The sequence below is a fragment of the Micromonospora sp. CPCC 205554 genome, assembly GCF_036902745.1.
Lineage (GTDB): Bacteria > Actinomycetota > Actinomycetes > Mycobacteriales > Micromonosporaceae > Micromonospora > Micromonospora tulbaghiae.
This window is the reverse complement of record NZ_JBAKHP010000015.1, coordinates 11,904-29,245: the sequence shown is the minus strand read 5'-3', so window position 1 is coordinate 29,245 and position 17,342 is coordinate 11,904. Positions and strand designations below refer to the sequence as shown.

Below are 17,342 nucleotides of genomic sequence, written 5' to 3'. Positions count from 1 at the left end.
CGCGAGTGACGCATATCCCACGGGCTCCATTCTCGACAAAGAGATTGTTGTTACGTGAAATATCCTCCGACCTGCCTTTTGATCTGCGGCTCAGGATGGCATGCTCGCGGGCAACGTCACGGGTCGATACGGAGTCGCGACCCTGAGTCAACCGAGGGAGCGTTCAGGTGCCCGAACCAACGGACACACCGAGGCCCACCGGCCGACCCCGGACCGTGCCGCTGCGGCAGATCCTGCCGGCGGTGCTCCGCGACCCCGCCCGGGCACTCATCGACATCGGTAACCGTGCCGGAGGCGAACTGGTCCGGCTCAACCTCGGCTCGTTCCGCCCGTACCTGGTCACCCACCCCAGGCACGTGCAGCACGTCCTGCGGGACCGCGCGGACAACTACGAGCGGGCCGGCGACGGGCTGTTCTGGCGCCCGGTCAAGCGGCTGTTCGGCGAGGGAATCCTCGGCGAGGGGCAGATCTGGTCGGCCAGCCGCCGGATGCTCCAGCCGATGTTCACCGCCAAGCGGGTCGAGGCGCTGGTCGACGGGATGGCCGACGCCATCCGCGACGCGGTGGAGGAACTGGACGAGCCGGCCCGTGCCGGGCAGCCGGTCGACATCGGCGTGGAGCAGGCGCGCATCGTCAGCCGGGCGATCATGAAGGTGCTGTTCGCCGACCGGATCTCGGTGCCGGACGCGATGCGCGTGATCGAGGCGCAGGACCGGATCGCCACCGCCGTCATCCCCCGGATCATCGTGCCGTTCGCGCCGCTGTCCCTCCCGATGCCCGGCGACCGCACGTTCGCCCGCGCCGTACGCATCGTCGACGACGTGCTGGTGCCGATCGTCCGCGAGACGCGGGAGTCCGCCGACCAGGGCGACGACGTCATCTCGACGCTCTGGCAGGCCCGCACCGAGGACGGGCGGCAACTCGACGAGCGGCAGGTCCGCAACGACACGGTGGCGATGTTCGCCGCCACCACGGAGACCACCATCAACGTGCTGACCTGGGCCTGGCCGCACCTGGACCAGCACCCCGAGGTGGCCGAGCGGCTCTACGCCGAGATCGACGAGGTGGTCGGCGGCGAGCCGGTACGCCGCGAGCACCTGAGCCGGCTCACCTACACCCGGATGGTGCTGGACGAGCTGCTGCGGCTCTACCCGATCGGGTGGATCATCCCGCGCCGCGCGGTCGCCGGGGACGTCATCGACGGCGTGCCGATCGAGCCCGGCGCCACGATGGCGGTCAGCCCGCTGATCACCCAGCGGATGCGGCAGTTCTGGGACCGCCCGGACGAGTTCGACCCGGAACGGTTCCGCCCCGAACGGGTCCGTGCCCGGCACCGGTACGCCCACTTCCCGTTCGGCGGCGGGCCGCACCAGTGCCTCGGCATGTACCTGTTCTACCTGGAGGCCCAGCTCATCCTCGCCACCATGCTCAGCCGCTACCGGTTCCGGCTGCACCGCCCCGGCGTACCCGGACTGCGGCTGGCCGCGGCGCTGCGGCCGCGCGAGCGGGTCGAGCTGACGCTCGTCGCCGCCGGACGGACGGAGCCGGCATGACCGACGGGCCGACACCCGATCCGCTGGCCGTCGCCGCGGAACAGGGCCGGGTCTGCGCGCTCGCCGCGCAGGGCCAGCGCGGCCTGCGCAGGGCCGCCGCGGCGCACCCCGAGCTGTTCCCCGGCGACCCGTTCGACGCGACGCTGTTCAGCAGCATCGCGCAGGCGATGGCGTTCAGCGCGCCCTGGCACACCGCCGCCGAACTCGCGGTGACCAACCGCGCGGTGCTCTGGGGCTTCGCTGCGGACTGGCTGGTCGACCACCAGGCCACCAGCCGGGCCGAGGTCGACCGGATCACCGCCGTCTGCCTGGACGTGCTCGACGGCGGCGAGTCCGCCGACCCGCTGGGCCGGTTCCTCGCCGAGCTGCGCGACGACGTCGCCACCGCGCCCGCCTACCCGGTGCTGCGCGGCCACTGGCGCGACACGATGGCGCGCACGCTCGACGCGATGGCCCGCGAGTGGGACTGGCGGCGTACCGGCCGTCCCACGCTCGCCGACTACCTGGCCAACGCCGACAACCTCGCCGCCACAGTGGTGAACGTGGCGCACTGGATCCACACCGGATCGGTGTCCGACGCCGCCACGCTGGCGCGGCTGATCGAGATCGGTGACGAGGTCCAGCGGGCCCTGCGCCTGGTCAACGACCTCGGCACCCACCGCCGCGACGCCGAGTCCGGCGACCTCAACGCGCTGCTGCTGGTGGACGACCCGGCCGAGGTGGAACGGCACTTCGCCGAGCAGGTCGACCACTGCCGCGTCCTGCTGGCGAAGCTGGCCGGCGAGGTGCCGCGGGAGGCCGACTTCCTGTCCCGGCAGCTCGGTTTCACCACCGGCTTCTACCGGAACACCGACTTCTGGGGCGTGCGGTGACGCTCACCGCCGGATCGGTGCCCGCCACCCGGTCCGGGACCGCGCACGACCTGATCACCGCGCTCGGCGGCGAACCGGAGGGGCAGACGTCACCGTCGGTCTACGAGACCGGGCGGCTGGTCGCGCTCGCGCCCTGGCTCGACGGCCACGACCGGCGCGTGGCCTGGCTGCTGGACCGGCAGCGCCCGGACGGCGGCTGGGGCGGCCCCGGCGGATACGCGCTGGTCCCCACGCTGAGCGCGGTCGAGGCGCTGCTCGCCGTGCTGCACCGCGACGGGCCGGCCGCCGCGCCCGCAGCCGCCGCGCACCGGGGACTGGCGTACCTGACCGGCGCGCTGCGCGCCGGCGCCCCGCCGGACCTGCCGGCCACCGACCTGATCGTGCCGGTGCTGCTGACCGCCGTGGACCGGCACCTCGACGGGCCGTCCGGGCCGCCGCCCGGGCTGGCCGAGTGGGCCGGCCGGCCCCGCCTGCCGCTGCCGGCCGGTCTCGACCCGGCCCGCCTGACCCGGGTACGCGGACTGCTCGCCGGCGGACGGCCGGTGCCGGAGAAGCTGGCGCACGCGCTGGAGGTGGCGGGCGAGCTGGCGTACCGCGCGCCCGGGGTGCGTCCCTCGGCCAGCGGCGCGGTCGGCGCCTCACCCGCCGCGACCGCCGCCTGGCTGGGCGGCCCGGAGCCCGGACCCGCGCTGGACTACCTGAACGCCGTCGCCCGGCCCGGCCCGGTGCCCTGCGCGAGCCCGATCACGGTGTTCGAACGGGCCTGGGTGCTCGGCATCCTGGTCCGGGCCGGCGTGCCGGTCGGCGCGCCCGAGCCGGTGCTGACCGAGCTGCGCGCCGCGGTCGGACCGTCCGGCGCGGCCACCGCGCCCGGCCTGCCCGCCGACGCCGACACCACCGCTGTCACGCTCTACGCGCTGGCCCGGCTGGGGCGCGCGCCGGGCGTCGCGCCGCTGGCCGGGTTCGACACCGGAGCGCACTTCTGCACCTGGCCGGGGGAGGACGGGGCGTCGCTGACCACGAACGCGCACGTGCTCGACGCGCTCGGCGAGCAACCGAGCGCACCCGGCGTCACCGGCGCCCGGCGCCGGGTCACCGAGTGGCTGCTGGAGCGGCAGGAGCCGGACGGGCGGTGGGAGGACCGCTGGCACGCCTCGCCGTACTACGCCACCTATGCGGTGCTGCTGGCGCTGGCCGACCACGCGCCGGACGGCGCGGCGCGCGCCGCGGTCGAGCGGGGGGTGGCCTGGCTGCTGGACACGCAGCGCCCGGACGGCTCGTGGGGACGGTGGGACGGCACCGCCGAGGAGACCGCGTACGCGGTGCTCGCGCTGGCCGACGCGGGCCGGCCCGGCGACCCCCGGATCGCGTCGGCGCTGGCGCGGGGCCGCCGTCGACTGTCCGAGCTGGACGGATGCGACGGTGAACCGGCACTATGGCACGACAAGGACCTCTACCGCCCGACGCGGATCGTGCGCGCCGCGGTGCTGGCGGCCTCCGGCCGCGCCGGGGCGACCCGGAACGGGGCCGCACCTACCATGATCAGGATCGCTTGAATGAGGTTCACGACGGCTGCTAGCGTGCGCCGGAGTCGATCGGATTTCGAACCGACCGAAGACCGGGCCAGGACGGTGTGATGGGTTCCCGCAGTACGAATCTCCGTACGAAGATCATCGCGCTGCTGGCGTCGCTGACCGCGCTCTGGGCGTTCGCCGCGTGGGTGACCGTACGGGACGGATTCAACCTGCTCGGCGTGCAGACGCTCAACGCGCGCGTCTTCGAGCCGAGCGACCCGTTGCTCCAGGAGCTGCAGGCCGAGCGCCGGCTGTCGCTGCGTTACCTCGGCGAGTCCGACCCGGGCCGGTTGCAGGAGCTGGAGGCCCAGCGCGCGCGTACCGACGAGACCGCCGGCGCGCTGTGGCGCTCGGTGCGGGACTGGCGCACCGAGATCCCGGCCAGCGAAGAACTGATGAGCCGGCTCGACGAGCTGAAGACCGAGCTGGACCAGCTCGGCCAGGTACGCGCCGACGTCAGCCGCAAGACCATCGACCGGACCACCACGCTCATCGCGTACGACGAGGCGGTCGACGGGATCTTCGCGGTCGTCGACGCCCTCGGCGGCCTCGACGACGACGAGATCGCCAAGGACACCGCCGCGCTCATCGACCTCAACCGGTCCCGGGAGCTGCTGTCCCAACAGGACGCGCTGCTCACCGGCGCGATCGCGGCCAACCGGATCACCGTCGGCGAGCAGACCGCGTTCGCCCGCCTGGTCGGCGCGCAGTGGTTCCTCGCCGACCGCACCGCCCGGGAACTCGCCCCGAGCGACCGCGCCCGCTTCGAACGGATGGTCGAGGGCGACGCGTTCCAGCAGCTCCGCACGCTCCAGGACCAGGTGCTCGCGGCCAAGGGCGCCGAGGTGCGCCCGCCGGTGAGCGCCGCGGCGTGGCAGGCCGCCGCCGAGAAGGCGATGGCCGACCTGCGGGAGGTGATCCTCGCCGGCGGTGAGGACATCGTGTCCCGGGCCATGCCGGTCGCGATCGGCGTCATCGTGCGGCTGGTGCTCGCCGCCGGTCTCGGCCTGATCGCCGTCATCGCGTCCGTGGTCGTGTCGATCACCACGGCACGCGCGCTCGTCCGCCAGCTCGAACGGCTCCGCGAGGCCGCCTTCAAGCTGGCGCACGAACGCCTGCCGAGCGTGGTGGAACGACTGGGCCGCGGCGAGGAGGTGGACGTCGCCCGCGAGGCGCCACCGTTGCAGTTCGGCGACGACGAGATCGGCCAGGTGGGCAAGGCGTTCAACGTCGTCCAGGAGACCGCCGTCCGGACCGCCGTCGAGCAGGCCGAGCTGCGCCGCAGCGTACGCGACGTGTTCCTCAGCCTGGCCCGGCGCACCCAGGCGCTCGTGCACCGGCAGCTCACGCTGCTGGACGCGATGGAACGGCGGGAACACGACGCCGAGGAGCTGGAGGACCTGTTCCGGGTCGACCACCTGGCGACCCGGATGCGGCGCAACGCGGAGAACCTGATCGTGCTCTCCGGCTCGACTCCGGGCCGGGCCTGGCGGCGCAACGTCCCCATGGTCGACGTGGTCCGCGGCGCGGTGGCCGAGGTCGAGGACTACACGCGGGTCACCGTGCGCCCGCTGGGCGAGGTGTCGCTCACCGGCCGCGCCGTCGGCGACGTGATCCACCTGCTGGCCGAGCTGATCGAGAACGGACTCTCCTTCTCGCCGCCGCAGACCACTGTGGAGGTCCGCGGCCAGCTCGTGGCCAACGGCTTCGCCGTCGAGATCGAGGACCGCGGCCTCGGCATGAGCGCCGACGAGCTGGCCGCCGCCAACGCGCGCATCGTCGACCGGTCCGAGCTGAACCTCGCCGACGCCGCCCGGCTCGGCCTGTTCGTGGTCAGCCGGCTCACCGAGCGACACGGCGTCAAGGTGCAGCTCAAGGAGTCCGCGTACGGCGGGACGACGGCTGTGGTGCTGATCCCGCGTGAACTGATCACCGCCGACGGCGCCGACGCGGCCGACGCCCTGCCCGCCCCCGGGACGGCCCTGCCGGCGGCACCCGCACCGGATCCGGCGCGGAGCACGCGGGACGGGGACGGCGACGGGCCGGCGACCCCGTCCGGCCCGGACGGCGGCGCCGGACCGGACCAGCCGGCCGAGCCCGCCCCGCAGGCGCCGGAGCCGGTGACGCAGGCGCCCCGGCTGACCCCCTCCGGGCTGCCCGCGCGTACCCGCAAGCGGCAGCCCGCGGTGGCGGGGCCCACCACGGAGCTGGCGGTGGTGGAGCGTCGGCCCGCCGCCACGCCTGACGAGCCCGAGGCGTCGCCGGCGACGGAGCCGGAAACCGCGCCGGTCACCGACGCGGGACTGCCGGTCCGGGTACGCCAGGCCAGCCTCGTGCCGGAGCTGCGGCACGACCAGACCGGGGCGGACGACGACGCCGCCGACGACGACACGGCGCGTGCACCGGAGCAGGTGCGCCGGATGATGAGCTCCTACCAGAGCGGTACGCGACGCGGCCGTACCGATGCCGCGCGCTTGCTCGGCGGAGCGCAGGGGGCCGGCGGCGGGCCGGCCGACGCGGACGAGCAGGTTACCTGACCGGGACGTCGACGCGACGGAAACCGGAAGTTGACGGCACACCAGCCGGGAAGATGAGGACGACGAGTGGCGCAGAAGACGGCTTCGAGCGCGGATCTGACGTGGCTGCTGGATGACCTGGTCGGCCGGGTCAAGCAGGCGGAGCACGCCGTGGCGCTCTCCACCGACGGACTGTTGATGGCCTCGTCCCGCGGATTGAGCCGGGACGACGGCGAGCACCTGGCGGCCATGGCGGCGGGCATCCAGAGCCTGGCCCGCGGCGCGGGCAAGCGGTTCGGTGGCGGGCACGTACAGCAGACCATCATCGAGATGCAGTCCTCCTTCCTGTTCGTCACCGCGGCCGGGCGCAACGCCTGCCTGGCGGTGCTGGCCTCGGAGGACGCGGACGTCGGCCTGATCGCGTACGAGATGGCCATGCTCGTCACCCGGGTCGGCCGGTTCGTCGCGTCACCGACCCGGGAACAGCCCCTCGGCGAGAACGCGGCACGATGACCGGCCGGGGGGACTCCGCGGAGCAGGAGTGGGTGGACGACCACGCCGGCCCGGTGGTGCGCCCGTACGCGGTGACCGGAGGCCGGGCCCGCCCGGTGACCGGCACGTTCGACCTGATCTCGCTGGTCACCTCGACCCGCACCGATGTCGGGTCGGAGTCCGGGCTGGGCCCGGAACACGTGGCGATCGTCGGCCTCTGCCAGCGGATCCTCTCCGTGGCCGAGATCGCCGCCCATCTCGACCTGCCGGTGGGCACGGTCCGGGTCCTCCTCGGAGACCTTGCCGCCCGCAGCCTGGTACAGGTACGCGAGCCGCGCGCGACCACCGCCGGCCTTCCCGACGAGCACGTTTTCGAGGCGGTAATCAATGGACTACGGGCGCTCTGAGCGGCCGGCGGGCGCCGCGCCGCTGCCCACCGCGATCAAGATCCTGATCGCGGGCGGGTTCGGCGTCGGCAAGACCACGATGGTCGGCGCGGTCAGCGAGACCCGGCCGCTGCGGACCGAGGAGGTGCTGACCGAGACCGGGATCGGCATCGACGACCTGTCCGGCATCGAGGAGAAGTCGACCACCACGGTGGCGATGGACTTCGGCCGCATCACCATCAGCGACGACCTGGTGCTCTACCTGTTCGGCACGCCCGGGCAGGACCGGTTCTGGTTCGTCTGGGACGAGCTGGCACTCGGCGCGCTCGGTGCGGTGGTGCTCGCCGACACCCGCCGGCTGGCCGACTGCTTCCCGTCGATCGACTACTTCGAGGGGCGCGGTACGCCCTTCGTGGTGGCGGTGAACTGCTTCGAGGGCGCCAAGAAGTTCCGTCTCGACGAGGTGCAGGCCGCGCTCGACCTGGACCCGGGCGTACCGGTGGTGCTCTGCGACGCGCGCAAGCGGGAGTCGGCCAAGGAGGTGCTGATCACGCTGCTGGAGCACGCCATGAAGCTGCGGGAGGCGCGCCGCCGCGCCGCCGAGGACTGAACGGTCACATCGACGGGGGAGTGGCGATGACCGAGGTGAGCGTCCGGGCGATGAACCCGGACGAGTTCGACAGATGGCAGGACGAGCTGGCCGCCGGGTACGCGCGGGAGCACGTGGCCGCCGGCAACTGGACTCCGGAGGAGGCGCTCGACCGGGCCCGGCGGGAGAGTGCCGCCTTCCTGCCGCAGGGCATGGCTACGCCCGGCATGCTCTTCCTGCTCGGCGTGCTGGCCGACGGCTCACCGGTGGGGCGCCTGTGGATCGGTCTCACCCACCCGCGTGGGCTCGCCGGCTGCGCGTTCCTCTACGACATCGAGGTGGCCGCCGAGCACCGGGGCCGGGGCCTCGGGCGGGCGCTGCTCGCGGCGGGGGAGCGGGCGGCCCGGGAGCACGGCGCCCAGGCGCTGGAGCTGAACGTCTTCGGCGCCAACGAGACGGCACGCAAGCTGTACGAGACGTCCGGCTACCGGGTGGTCACCCAGCAGATGCGCAAGGATCTGCCCGCCTAGGAGCCGGGTCAGAGGCGGGTGGCGGTCCGGATCAGGGCGGCGAGGGGCCGGGACCGGCTGTGCGGCGGCCACGCGATGACGGTGGTCACCGCCGGAGCGTCCGGCACCGGCACGGCGACCAGGTCGGCGAGCAGCAGCGACCGGACCGACTCCGGCAGCACCACCGCGGTCCGGCCCAGCGCGATGAGCTGGAACAACTGGGCGTGGTCCCGGACCTCGGGGCCCGGACCTTCCGGGTACGACCCGTCGGCCCGGGGCCAGCGTGGCATCGGCAGGCCGGGCAGCGTCTCCACCTCGGCCATCAGCAGGTGTGGCCGCCGGGCCAGCGGATGTCCGGCCGGCAGGACCGCCACCTGCTGCTCGGTGACCAGTTCCTCGGTGTCCAGCCCCGTGGTCGAGTCGAACGGCAGGTGCAGCAGCGCCACGTCGGCCCGTCCGTCGCGCAGCAGCCGTTCCTGCTCGCCGATGCCGCACAGCAGCACCTCGACGGGGACCGCGTCCGGCTCGGCCGCGTACGCGTCGAGCAGTTTCGGCAGCAGCTCGCTCGACGCGCCCGCCTTCGTCGCCAGCACCAGCCCGGGGCCGCCGTTCGCGGCCTCACCGGCGCGGCGGGTACGGCGGCCGGCGGCGTCCACGGCGTCCAGGGCGGCCCGGCCCTCCCGTAGCAGCACCGACCCGGCCGCGGTGAGCGCGACGCTGCGGCTGTCCCGTTCCAGCAGCGTCACGCCGAGGCGCCGTTCGAGCTGGCGGATCGCCCGCGACAGCGGCGGCTGGGCGATGCCCAGGCGGCGCGCGGCGCGACCGAAGTGCAGTTCCTCGGCGACCGCGACGAAGTAGCGAAGCTCCCGCGTCTCCATCCCGCCACCGTACCGCCGGATCGATACCCGCCGGGTATCGGCCGCTACCGAGGCGGTGTTGGAGGCCCGCGCGCCGCGCGGACAGGATCGAGACCATGAGCGAACGGACGATCGCGCTGGTGACGGGCGCGAACAAGGGCATCGGGTACGAGATCGCGGCGGGCCTGGGCGCGCTGGGCTGGCGGGTGGGCGTCGGCGCCCGGGACGAGCAGCGGCTCGCGGAGGCGGTGGCGAAGCTGCGCGCGGGTGGTGTGGACGCGTTCGGCGTACCGCTGGACGTGACCGACGACGCGAGCGTGGCCGCCGCCGCCCGGCTGCTGGAGACGGAGGCCGGCGGCCTGGACGTGCTCGTCAACAACGCGGGCGTGACCGGCGGCACGCCGCAGCACCCGGGTGAGGTCGACCTCGCGACCATCCGGACCGCGGTCGAGGTGAACGTGATCGGGGTGGTCCGGGTGACCGAGGCGATGCTGCCGTTGCTGCGCCGCTCGGCCTCGCCGCGGATCGTCAACATGTCCAGCGGAGTCGGCTCGCTGACGCGGCAGAGCGCCTCGGAGGGCGAACATCAGACCGGGCCGCTGTCCGTGGCGTACTCGCCGTCGAAGAGCATGCTCAACGCGGTGACGATCCAGTACGCGCGGGCGCTCGCCGGCACGAACATCCTGATCAACGCCGCCTGCCCGGGTTTCACCGCGACCGACCTCAACGGCTTCCGGGGCGTGCGGACCCCGCAGCAGGGCGCGGCGATCGGAATCCGGCTGGCGACGCTGCCGGACGACGGGCCGACCGGCGGCTACTTCGAGGACGCGGGCACGATCCCGTGGTGAGCGGCGCTCGTCAGTACCACATGACCGGGTTGCCGGTCGCCACCGACGCCGCGCACAGCCGGCGCAGCGGTTCCACGATGTAGGCGAAGTCGCCGCCCGACCGGCTCCGGGTCCGTACCGCGAGCCGTTCGGGCGGCGGCTCGCCGTGCTCGCCCACCGGCCGCATCGCCATCACCGTCCGCGTCCCGCCGGCGGTGAACTCCACCCGGTCGCCGGGCAGCGGCCGCTGGCCGAACCGGACGGCCCGGAACAGCGTGACCGGCGGGTCGGCGCGGTCGAGGACGAAGAAGCCGTCCGGATCGACCCCGGCCTGAAAGCCCGGGCCGAACATGAACAATCCGCGGTATGCCTCGACGTACTGCATCACGACCGCGCCGGTCGCCTCGTCGACCAGCTCCACCTCGTCGGTGATCCGGGCGGTACGGGCGAACGCGTCCAGCTCGGCGAGCGCGACCGCTGCCTGGTCGGCAGTGAGTGAGCCGCCGTTGGCGTCCGGCAGCGCGGCGGCGAGCGTCGGGAAACGGTGCTCGCCGGCAGCGCGTAGCGCCTGCTGGAACAGCCGCACACCGGCCCAGTTGGACACGTGCTCGTTCGCCTGCTCCATTGCCTTGTGCGGGCACGCCTCCGCCTGCCAGGCGTCGAACGTGCGGTGCGCGGCCTTGTTGCCCTCCCACGGCCGCAACAACGCGAGACAGCCGTCCTCGTCGTAGCCGACCGGCCCGACCGGGCACGGGGTGGCGAGGCCGTCCTGCCAGCACCGGCAGTACACGAACGCGTCGAGTCCCACGCCGGCACGCTACCGGCGCCCGGGCCGTCGTCGCGCACCCGTTGCCGGCGGCTCGTCTCCAGCGGCTCGTTTCCGGCGGGTCAGGTGACGGCGAGCAGCACGGCGTCTCCGCTCGCCGCCGCGTCGCGGTAGAAGTCGCGCAGCGCGGTGAAGTTCGGCAGCAGGTAGTTGTCGAACTCGTCTTCGCCGTCGTCCCAGATGTGCGGATAGATCTCGGCCTCCGACATGGCCGCCGGATCGAAGCGGGCCCGCAGCGTCGCGTCGTCGACCGCGTCGAGCCCGGCGGCCACGGCGCGCACGGCGTCGGGCATGAGCAGCCGGGCCGGGCCCATGCCGAGGTCCGGCCCGATCGGGTCGCCCCCGATGATCGCCGGGCCGGCGTCGCCCCGGACCTCGTACGTGGTGCCGTTCAGCAGGTAGTGCAGCCCGTGCCACGCCTTGTCGAGGTCGAGTTCGTCCGGACCGCCGTCGAACAGCGTGCCGACCGCGTCCGGGTCGGCCAGCACCGTCGCCAGGTCCTCGCCGGACAGCCGGCGTGCGGTGAACACCATGCCCATGTGGTCGTCTCCCGGGGTGTCGGTCGGAATCGGCGGCAGCGTAAAGCAGGCGTCCGACAGCGTGCCATCATCGGCGCATGGCCTCGGAGTCCCGGCACCTCAGCGTCCACATCGACCGTCCGGTCGCGGAGGTCTACGCCTTCGCCGCCGACCCGGCGAACCTGCCCCGCTGGGCCCCGGGCCTCGGCGGCTCGGTCGTGCTCGTCGACGGCCACTGGTACGTGGACACACCCGAGGGGCGAGCGCGGCTGACCTTCGCCCCGGCCAACGAGTACGGCGTGCTCGACCACGAGGTGCTGACGCCGTCGGGCGAGACGGTCTACGTGCCGCTGCGCGCCATCGCCGACGGGGACGCCACCGAGGTGGTGTTCAGCCTGCGGCGGATGCCCGGCATGAGCGACGCGGACTTCGACCGGGACACCGCGCTCGTTCAGGCGGACCTGGCCCGGCTCAAGGCCGTACTGGAATGCAACTGACATCCGGAAGTGTCTTCCAGACAGTTGCGAAAGGGCGTGGCAGCGGAGTGCCGACGATGTTAGCCAGCACTCCGCCGAAGGAAAACCGATCAGAAGGTGCAGCTGGGGATGGAAGCGCCTCGGGGTAAGCCGCAATTCACATCGAGGGCATCGGTAATTTTTGTCCACGTAAAAGCATTTACCGATGTGCCGTAGTAGCCGTGGTAGTACCGCGATTCAACCATGTAGGCATCGGCATCGATGACCCCAATGGAAGAACTTGACTTTCCGCTCGGTAGCCAGTAGGTCTTGCAGGCCAACGTTCCTGCATTCCAGGTCGCGCACCGCTCGCTACCAGAACCCAGGATCGCCACCTTCACTGTGTAGCTGCTGGAAAGATTGTTCTTGACCCAGCCGCAAATCGTCTGCCCGTTAAAGGAGCACGTTCCCGCGCTAGCCGGAGTGGCGTAGGTGATCGAGGTTGCCGCCACTGCTGACAGCACTAGAAGGATCCGCGTCAAGAATTTCACTAAGCACCGTGTCCCTTCGCTTGGTAGGGAGGCCTCCCCTTGCGCATGTTTTCGAACATACCACGTCATCAATGTGGCTGGGGGGCTGCAGGTGGCAGATTCGAAGCGATCCACGCTCACCTACGCGCTCAACTGAGCGAGGTCGTCGAGTTGTCCCATGGCGCCCGGCCACCAATCCTCTTGTAGCCTGGCTTTTGGCATTGGTTGCGACCTGTGGCGCTTTCGGCGATCCCAGCCGCTGATCGACTCAGAGGCGTGCGCTGTCGGGCTGACGATGTATGCGCGGGGTTACGCGTACGGGCCGCTCCCCGCCGGAGCGGGAAGCGGCCCTGTGTCAGCCGTACGCGAATCAGCTCGCGATCATGCGGCGCAGCACGTACTGCAGGATGCCGCCGTGCCGGTAGTAGTCCGCCTCACCCGGGGTGTCGATGCGGACCACGGCGTCGAACTCCACGCCGGTGTCGGTGGTGACCTTCACCGTACGCGGGGTGTCGCCGTCGTTGAGCGCGGTGACGCCGCTGATCGAGAACGTCTCGGTGCCGGTCAGGCCCAGCGACTCGGCGGTCTCGCCGCCCGGGAACTGCAGCGGCAGCACGCCCATGCCGATCAGGTTCGAGCGGTGGATCCGCTCGTACGACTCGGCGATGACCGCCTTCACGCCCAGCAGCATGGTGCCCTTGGCCGCCCAGTCACGCGACGAGCCGGAGCCGTACTCCTTGCCGGCCAGGATGACCAGCGGGACGCCCGCCTCCTGGTAGGCCATCGAGGCGTCGTAGATCGAGGTCTGCTCGCCGGTCAGGTGGTTCACAGTGAAGCCGCCCTCCACGCCCGGGACGAGCTGGTTGCGCAGCCGGATGTTGGCGAACGTGCCCCGGATCATCACCTCGTGATTGCCCCGGCGGGAGCCGTACGAGTTGAACTCGTGCCGGGCCACGCCGTGCTCGGCCAGGTACTTGCCGGCGGGGGAGTCCGCCTTGATCGAACCGGCCGGGGAGATGTGGTCGGTGGTCACCGAGTCGCCCAGCTTGGCCAGCACCCGCGCGTCCGCGATGTCCTGCACCGGGGTCGGCTCCTGCTGCATGCCCTCGAAGTACGGGGGCTTGCGCACGTAGGTCGACTCGCCGTCCCAGGAGAACGTGTCACCGGTCGGGGTCGGCAGCGACTGCCAGCGCTCGTCACCGGCGAACACGTCGGCGTACGCGGCGCTGAAGCCGGTCGCGCCGATCGCGGAGGCGATGACGTCCTGGATCTCGGCGCTGTTCGGCCAGATCTCCCGCAGGAACACCGGGTTGCCCTGGGCGTCCTCGCCGATCGGCTCGTTGGCCAGGTCGATGTCCATGGTGCCGGCGAGCGCGTACGCGACCACCAGCGGCGGGGACGCCAGGTAGTTCATCTTGACGTCCGGGTTGATCCGGCCCTCGAAGTTGCGGTTGCCGGACAGCACCGAAACGACCGCCAGGTCACCGTCGTTGACGGCGGCGGAGACCTCCTCCGGCAGCGGGCCGGAGTTGCCGATGCAGGTGGTGCAGCCGTAGCCGACCAGGTTGAAGCCGAGCTTCTCCAGGTACGGCGTGAGGCCGGCGCGGTCGTAGTAGTCCATGACGACCTTCGAACCCGGCGCCAGGGTGGTCTTCACCCACGGCTTGCGGGCCAGGCCCTTCTCCACCGCGTTGCGGGCCAGCAGCGCGGCGCCGATCATGACCTGCGGGTTCGAGGTGTTGGTGCAGGAGGTGATCGCGGCGATCACCACGGCGCCGTGGTCCAGCTCGTACTCGACGCCGTCGGCGCTGGTCACGCGTACCGGATTGCTGGCCCGGCCGCCCGCGCCCACAGCGGCGGTCTCCAGGTCGCGCGGCGCGTCCGCCGGGTCGTTGACGCCGTTGGCGGGGGAGTCGCTGGCCGGGAACGACTCGGCCGACGCCTCGTCGGCCGGGCCGTCGGCGCCGAACGGCTTCTCCTGCTGCGGCACGCCCGGCTTGCGGCCCGGGTCGCCGCCGGTCTCGTCGGCGGCCACGTAGTCGCTGAGCGCGGCGCGGAACAGCGTCTTGGCGCTGCCCAGCGGCACCCGGTCCTGCGGGCGCTTCGGGCCGGCCAGCGACGGCTCGATGGTGCCGAGGTCCAGCTCCAGGCGCTCGGAGTACTCCGGCTCGCGCTCCGGGTCGTGCCAGAGGCCCTGCTCCTTGGCGTACGCCTCGACCAGCGCGACCTGCTGAGCGTCGCGGCCGGTCAGCTCCAGGTAGCGGACGGTCTCGGCGTCGATCGGGAAGATCGCCACGGTCGAGCCGTACTCCGGCGACATGTTGCCGATGGTGGCGCGGTTGGCCAGCGGCACGGCGCTCACGCCCGGGCCGTAGAACTCGACGAACTTGCCGACCACGCCGTGCTTGCGCAGCATCTCGGTGATGGTCAGCACCAGGTCGGTGGCGGTGGTGCCGGCCGGCATCTCACCGGAGAGCTTGAAGCCGACCACGCGGGGGATCAGCATGCTGACCGGCTGGCCGAGCATCGCGGCCTCGGCCTCGATGCCGCCGACGCCCCAGCCCAGCACGCCCAGGCCGTTGACCATGGTGGTGTGCGAGTCGGTGCCGACGACCGTGTCCGGGTACGCCTGGCCGTTGCGCTCCATGATCGTGCGAGCCAGGTACTCGATGTTGACCTGGTGCACGATGCCGGTGCCCGGCGGGACGACCTTGAACTCGTTGAACGCGGTCTGGCCCCAGCGCAGGAACTGGTAGCGCTCCTTGTTGCGCTCGTACTCCAGCTCGACGTTGCGCTCGAAGGCGTCCTCGCGGCCGAACAGGTCGGCGATGACCGAGTGGTCGATGACCAGCTCGGCCGGAGCGAGGGGGTTGACCTTGGTGGCGTCGCCGCCCAGGTCACGGACCGCCTCGCGCATTGTGGCCAGGTCGACCACGCAGGGCACGCCGGTGAAGTCCTGCATCAGCACCCGGGCCGGGGTGAACTGAATCTCCACGCTCGGGTCGGCGGTGGCGTCCCACGCGCCGAGCTGCTGGATGTGGTCGGCGGTGATGTTCGCGCCGTCCTCGGTCCGCAGCAGGTTCTCCAGCAGGATCTTCAAGCTGTAGGGCAGCCGCTCGTGGCCCTCCACCTTGTCGATCCTGAAAATCTCGTAGCTCGCGTCTCCGACGCGTAGCTGGGTCTTCGCACCGAAGGTGTCGAGGCTCGCCACGTCGTACTCCTTCACACCAGCGACCGTGAGTAGTCCTGAGCAGTTTGTCGCACCGACCGGGGCGCTGCCGTGCTTAGGCAACACTTACCTGCGTCGGTCTCTACAAAACCGTACGTCCGTCTTGCTATTCGTGCAACCTCGTGCCACGCTGCGGGACGAGGAGGTGCCACCATGATCCATCACGTCCTGCTCGCCTGCCCCCGCGGCTCCGAGGACACGTCCCGCTCCTTCTACGCCGGTCTGCTCGGCCTCACCGAGAAGCCCAAACCCCCGGCCCTCGCCGCCCGCGGCGGCTGCTGGTTCACCGGGTACGACGTCGAGCTGCACCTGGGCGTCGAGGACGACTTCCGGCCCGCCCGCAAGGCGCACCCCGCGCTGCTGCGCCTCGATCTGGACGAGCTGGCCGCCCGCCTCGACGCCGCCGGACACGCCGTGACCTGGGGCGACGACGAGATTCCCGGCATGCGGCGGTTCCACACGTACGACCCGCACGGCAACCGGCTGGAGTTCCTGGCCCCCGCGGGCTGACCGGGCGCGGGTAGGGTCGGCGGGTGGTCGACGTACAGCACTGGCTCGCCGCGCTCCCGCCGGCCCTGATCTGCCTGCTCGTGGGCGGGGTGATCGGTGTGGAGAGCATGGGCATCCCGCTGCCCGGCGAGATCGTGCTGGTCAGCGCCGCGCTGCTCGCCGCCACCGGCGCCGTCGGGCCCGAGTGGGTGGCCGCCGCCGCGGCGACCGGCGCCATCATCGGCGACTCCATCGGGTACGCCGTGGGCCGCCGAGGTGGCCGCCCTCTGCTGGAACGGCTCGGCCGGCGCTTCCCGAAACACCTCGGCCCGGCACACCTGGCCCGCGCCGAGCTGAGCTTCGCCCGGCACGGCGTCTGGGCGGTGTTCTTCGGGCGGTTCGTCGCGCTGCTGCGCATCCTCGCCGGGCCGCTCGCCGGGGCGCTGCGCGTGCCGTACCGCCGGTTCCTGGTCGCCAACGCCGCAGGCGGGCTGGTGTGGGCGTTCGGCACCACCTACCTGCTGTTCTATCTCGGGCAGGCCGCCGAGCACTGGCTCAAGGACATCTCCTGGGCCGGGCTGGTGCTGGCCGTGCTGGCCGGCGTGGTCAGCACCGCGTGGCTGCGCCGCCGCGCCAAGCGCCTGCACCCGTCCGAGGCCCCCGACCGGGCCACCCCGGTCCCCGCCGCCGACCGCTGACCGGTCAGCCCCGCGCGCCCGAAGGTGGACGGCCGGTCCAGCGCCTCCCGGGCATAACCCGTCCAGGGCCGCACAGCACCTCCCCTAGCCCTCGCCCGTCCCCCCCCCCCTCCCTCGCCCCCGCCCTCGTCCGGTGATCAAGGAGTTTGTGTGCTGTGCGGGCTCCCGCGGTGACACAAACTCCTTGATCACGACGCGGATAGGGGCGAGCGGGTCAGTAGGGCGCGGTGAACCGCTGGGCCGGGTGAACGAGATGCCCGCGCTGCCGGGCGCTGCCCTGCCCCGTCGATCATGAAGTTGACGGTGTTTGGTGCGTGATTTGTCGCCGCCAACTTCATGATCGACGCGATCGGGGTGGCGGGGTCGGGTGCTGCGGTGCTTCTGGCGCGCACTGCTCGCGGGCACACCGGGGGTCGGCGGGG

17 protein-coding genes are annotated in these 17,342 nt (G+C 72.3%); 12 read left to right on the top strand and 5 right to left on the bottom strand.

The window, feature by feature from the left end; genetic code table 11:
• The first annotated feature begins 215 nt into the window (after window positions 1-215).
• The 8 genes from V6U82_RS19365 to V6U82_RS19330 all read left to right on the top strand — a co-directional run bounded on the left by V6U82_RS19365 (window position 216) and on the right by V6U82_RS19330 (window position 8,512).
• On the top strand, window positions 216-1,553 hold the full coding sequence (locus V6U82_RS19365) for a cytochrome P450 (protein WP_334463224.1): 1,338 nt from the start codon (window positions 216-218) through the stop codon (window positions 1,551-1,553).
• Window positions 1,550-2,425: a terpene synthase family protein gene (locus V6U82_RS19360; RefSeq protein WP_334463131.1), complete on the top strand. Its 876-nt coding sequence runs from the start codon at window positions 1,550-1,552 to the stop codon at window positions 2,423-2,425. The genes V6U82_RS19365 and V6U82_RS19360 overlap by 4 nt, the downstream gene beginning before the upstream one ends.
• Window positions 2,422-3,981, top strand: a complete 1,560-nt coding sequence (locus tag V6U82_RS19355; RefSeq protein ID WP_334463129.1) for a prenyltransferase/squalene oxidase repeat-containing protein — start codon at window positions 2,422-2,424, stop codon at window positions 3,979-3,981. Before V6U82_RS19360 ends, V6U82_RS19355 begins: the two co-directional genes overlap by 4 nt.
• Window positions 3,982-4,061: 80 nt before the next feature.
• Window positions 4,062-6,536 carry a sensor histidine kinase gene (locus V6U82_RS19350; protein ID WP_334463128.1) on the top strand — a complete coding sequence of 825 codons (2,475 nt, stop codon included), beginning with the start codon at window positions 4,062-4,064 and terminating at the stop codon, window positions 6,534-6,536.
• Between the two features lie 66 nt (window positions 6,537-6,602).
• Window positions 6,603-7,028 carry a roadblock/LC7 domain-containing protein gene (locus V6U82_RS19345; protein ID WP_013287417.1) on the top strand — a complete coding sequence of 142 codons (426 nt, stop codon included), beginning with the start codon at window positions 6,603-6,605 and terminating at the stop codon, window positions 7,026-7,028.
• Window positions 7,025-7,414: a DUF742 domain-containing protein gene (locus tag V6U82_RS19340; RefSeq protein WP_013287416.1), complete on the top strand. Its 390-nt coding sequence runs from the start codon at window positions 7,025-7,027 to the stop codon at window positions 7,412-7,414. The genes V6U82_RS19345 and V6U82_RS19340 overlap by 4 nt, the downstream gene beginning before the upstream one ends.
• Complete coding sequence (locus tag V6U82_RS19335) at window positions 7,395-8,003, top strand: GTP-binding protein (protein ID WP_128137372.1); 609 nt, start codon at window positions 7,395-7,397, stop codon at window positions 8,001-8,003. The genes V6U82_RS19340 and V6U82_RS19335 overlap by 20 nt, the downstream gene beginning before the upstream one ends.
• Window positions 8,004-8,029: 26 nt before the next feature.
• On the top strand, window positions 8,030-8,512 hold the full coding sequence (locus V6U82_RS19330) for a GNAT family N-acetyltransferase (protein WP_334463119.1): 483 nt from the start codon (window positions 8,030-8,032) through the stop codon (window positions 8,510-8,512).
• Between the two features lie 8 nt (window positions 8,513-8,520).
• Here V6U82_RS19330 and V6U82_RS19325 read toward each other — a convergent pair whose 3' ends face one another.
• On the bottom strand, window positions 8,521-9,369 hold the full coding sequence (locus tag V6U82_RS19325) for a LysR family transcriptional regulator (protein ID WP_334463117.1): 849 nt from the start codon (window positions 9,367-9,369) through the stop codon (window positions 8,521-8,523).
• Between the two features lie 95 nt (window positions 9,370-9,464).
• Here V6U82_RS19325 and V6U82_RS19320 point away from each other — a divergent pair, with 95 nt between their 5' ends.
• Complete coding sequence (locus V6U82_RS19320; RefSeq protein WP_334463115.1) at window positions 9,465-10,196, top strand: SDR family oxidoreductase; 732 nt, start codon at window positions 9,465-9,467, stop codon at window positions 10,194-10,196.
• A gap of 10 nt (window positions 10,197-10,206) precedes the next feature.
• Here the strand turns inward: V6U82_RS19320 and V6U82_RS19315 are convergent, their stop codons facing one another.
• Together V6U82_RS19315 and V6U82_RS19310 are read right to left on the bottom strand one after the other, a co-directional pair.
• Entirely contained in the window at window positions 10,207-10,983 is a 777-nt protein-coding gene (locus V6U82_RS19315; RefSeq protein ID WP_334463113.1) for a hypothetical protein, read from the bottom strand.
• A gap of 80 nt (window positions 10,984-11,063) precedes the next feature.
• Complete coding sequence (locus tag V6U82_RS19310; RefSeq protein ID WP_128137375.1) at window positions 11,064-11,540, bottom strand: YfbM family protein; 477 nt, start codon at window positions 11,538-11,540, stop codon at window positions 11,064-11,066.
• 77 nt (window positions 11,541-11,617) lie between these two features.
• Here V6U82_RS19310 and V6U82_RS19305 point away from each other — a divergent pair, with 77 nt between their 5' ends.
• Window positions 11,618-12,016, top strand: coding sequence for an SRPBCC family protein (locus V6U82_RS19305; protein ID WP_334463110.1), 399 nt, complete (start codon window positions 11,618-11,620; stop codon window positions 12,014-12,016).
• Between the two features lie 89 nt (window positions 12,017-12,105).
• On the opposite strand, the gene V6U82_RS19300 is transcribed toward V6U82_RS19305, so the two are convergent.
• A complete protein-coding gene (locus V6U82_RS19300; RefSeq protein WP_334463108.1) occupies window positions 12,106-12,498 on the bottom strand; it encodes a hypothetical protein in 393 nt (130 codons plus the stop codon).
• A 376-nt stretch (window positions 12,499-12,874) separates the two neighbouring features.
• Window positions 12,875-15,730: an aconitate hydratase gene (locus V6U82_RS19295; RefSeq protein ID WP_334463106.1), complete on the bottom strand. Its 2,856-nt coding sequence runs from the start codon at window positions 15,728-15,730 to the stop codon at window positions 12,875-12,877.
• A 156-nt stretch (window positions 15,731-15,886) separates the two neighbouring features.
• Here V6U82_RS19295 and V6U82_RS19290 point away from each other — a divergent pair, with 156 nt between their 5' ends.
• Complete coding sequence (locus V6U82_RS19290; protein WP_334463104.1) at window positions 15,887-16,243, top strand: VOC family protein; 357 nt, start codon at window positions 15,887-15,889, stop codon at window positions 16,241-16,243.
• Window positions 16,244-16,266: 23 nt separating this feature from the next.
• Window positions 16,267-16,920 (top strand): DedA family protein, encoded by a 654-nt coding sequence (locus V6U82_RS19285; RefSeq protein WP_334463102.1) that lies wholly within the window; start codon window positions 16,267-16,269, stop codon window positions 16,918-16,920.
• Window positions 16,921-17,342: the final 422 nt, after the last annotated feature.

Excerpts from the sequence above, each read along its gene's own strand:
- V6U82_RS19360 (WP_334463131.1), top strand. The coding sequence starts at position 1,550 with ATGACCGACGGGCCGACACCCGATCCGCTGGCCGTCGCCGCGGAACAG.
- V6U82_RS19350 (WP_334463128.1), top strand. The coding sequence starts at position 4,062 with ATGGGTTCCCGCAGTACGAATCTCCGTACGAAGATCATCGCGCTGCTG.
- V6U82_RS19340 (WP_013287416.1), top strand. The coding sequence starts at position 7,025 with ATGACCGGCCGGGGGGACTCCGCGGAGCAGGAGTGGGTGGACGACCAC.
- V6U82_RS19335 (WP_128137372.1), top strand. The coding sequence starts at position 7,395 with ATGGACTACGGGCGCTCTGAGCGGCCGGCGGGCGCCGCGCCGCTGCCC.
- V6U82_RS19330 (WP_334463119.1), top strand. The coding sequence starts at position 8,030 with ATGACCGAGGTGAGCGTCCGGGCGATGAACCCGGACGAGTTCGACAGA.
- V6U82_RS19325 (WP_334463117.1), bottom strand. The coding sequence starts at position 9,369 with ATGGAGACGCGGGAGCTTCGCTACTTCGTCGCGGTCGCCGAGGAACTG.
- V6U82_RS19320 (WP_334463115.1), top strand. The coding sequence starts at position 9,465 with ATGAGCGAACGGACGATCGCGCTGGTGACGGGCGCGAACAAGGGCATC.
- V6U82_RS19310 (WP_128137375.1), bottom strand. The coding sequence starts at position 11,540 with ATGGGCATGGTGTTCACCGCACGCCGGCTGTCCGGCGAGGACCTGGCG.
- V6U82_RS19305 (WP_334463110.1), top strand. The coding sequence starts at position 11,618 with ATGGCCTCGGAGTCCCGGCACCTCAGCGTCCACATCGACCGTCCGGTC.
- V6U82_RS19290 (WP_334463104.1), top strand. The coding sequence starts at position 15,887 with ATGATCCATCACGTCCTGCTCGCCTGCCCCCGCGGCTCCGAGGACACG.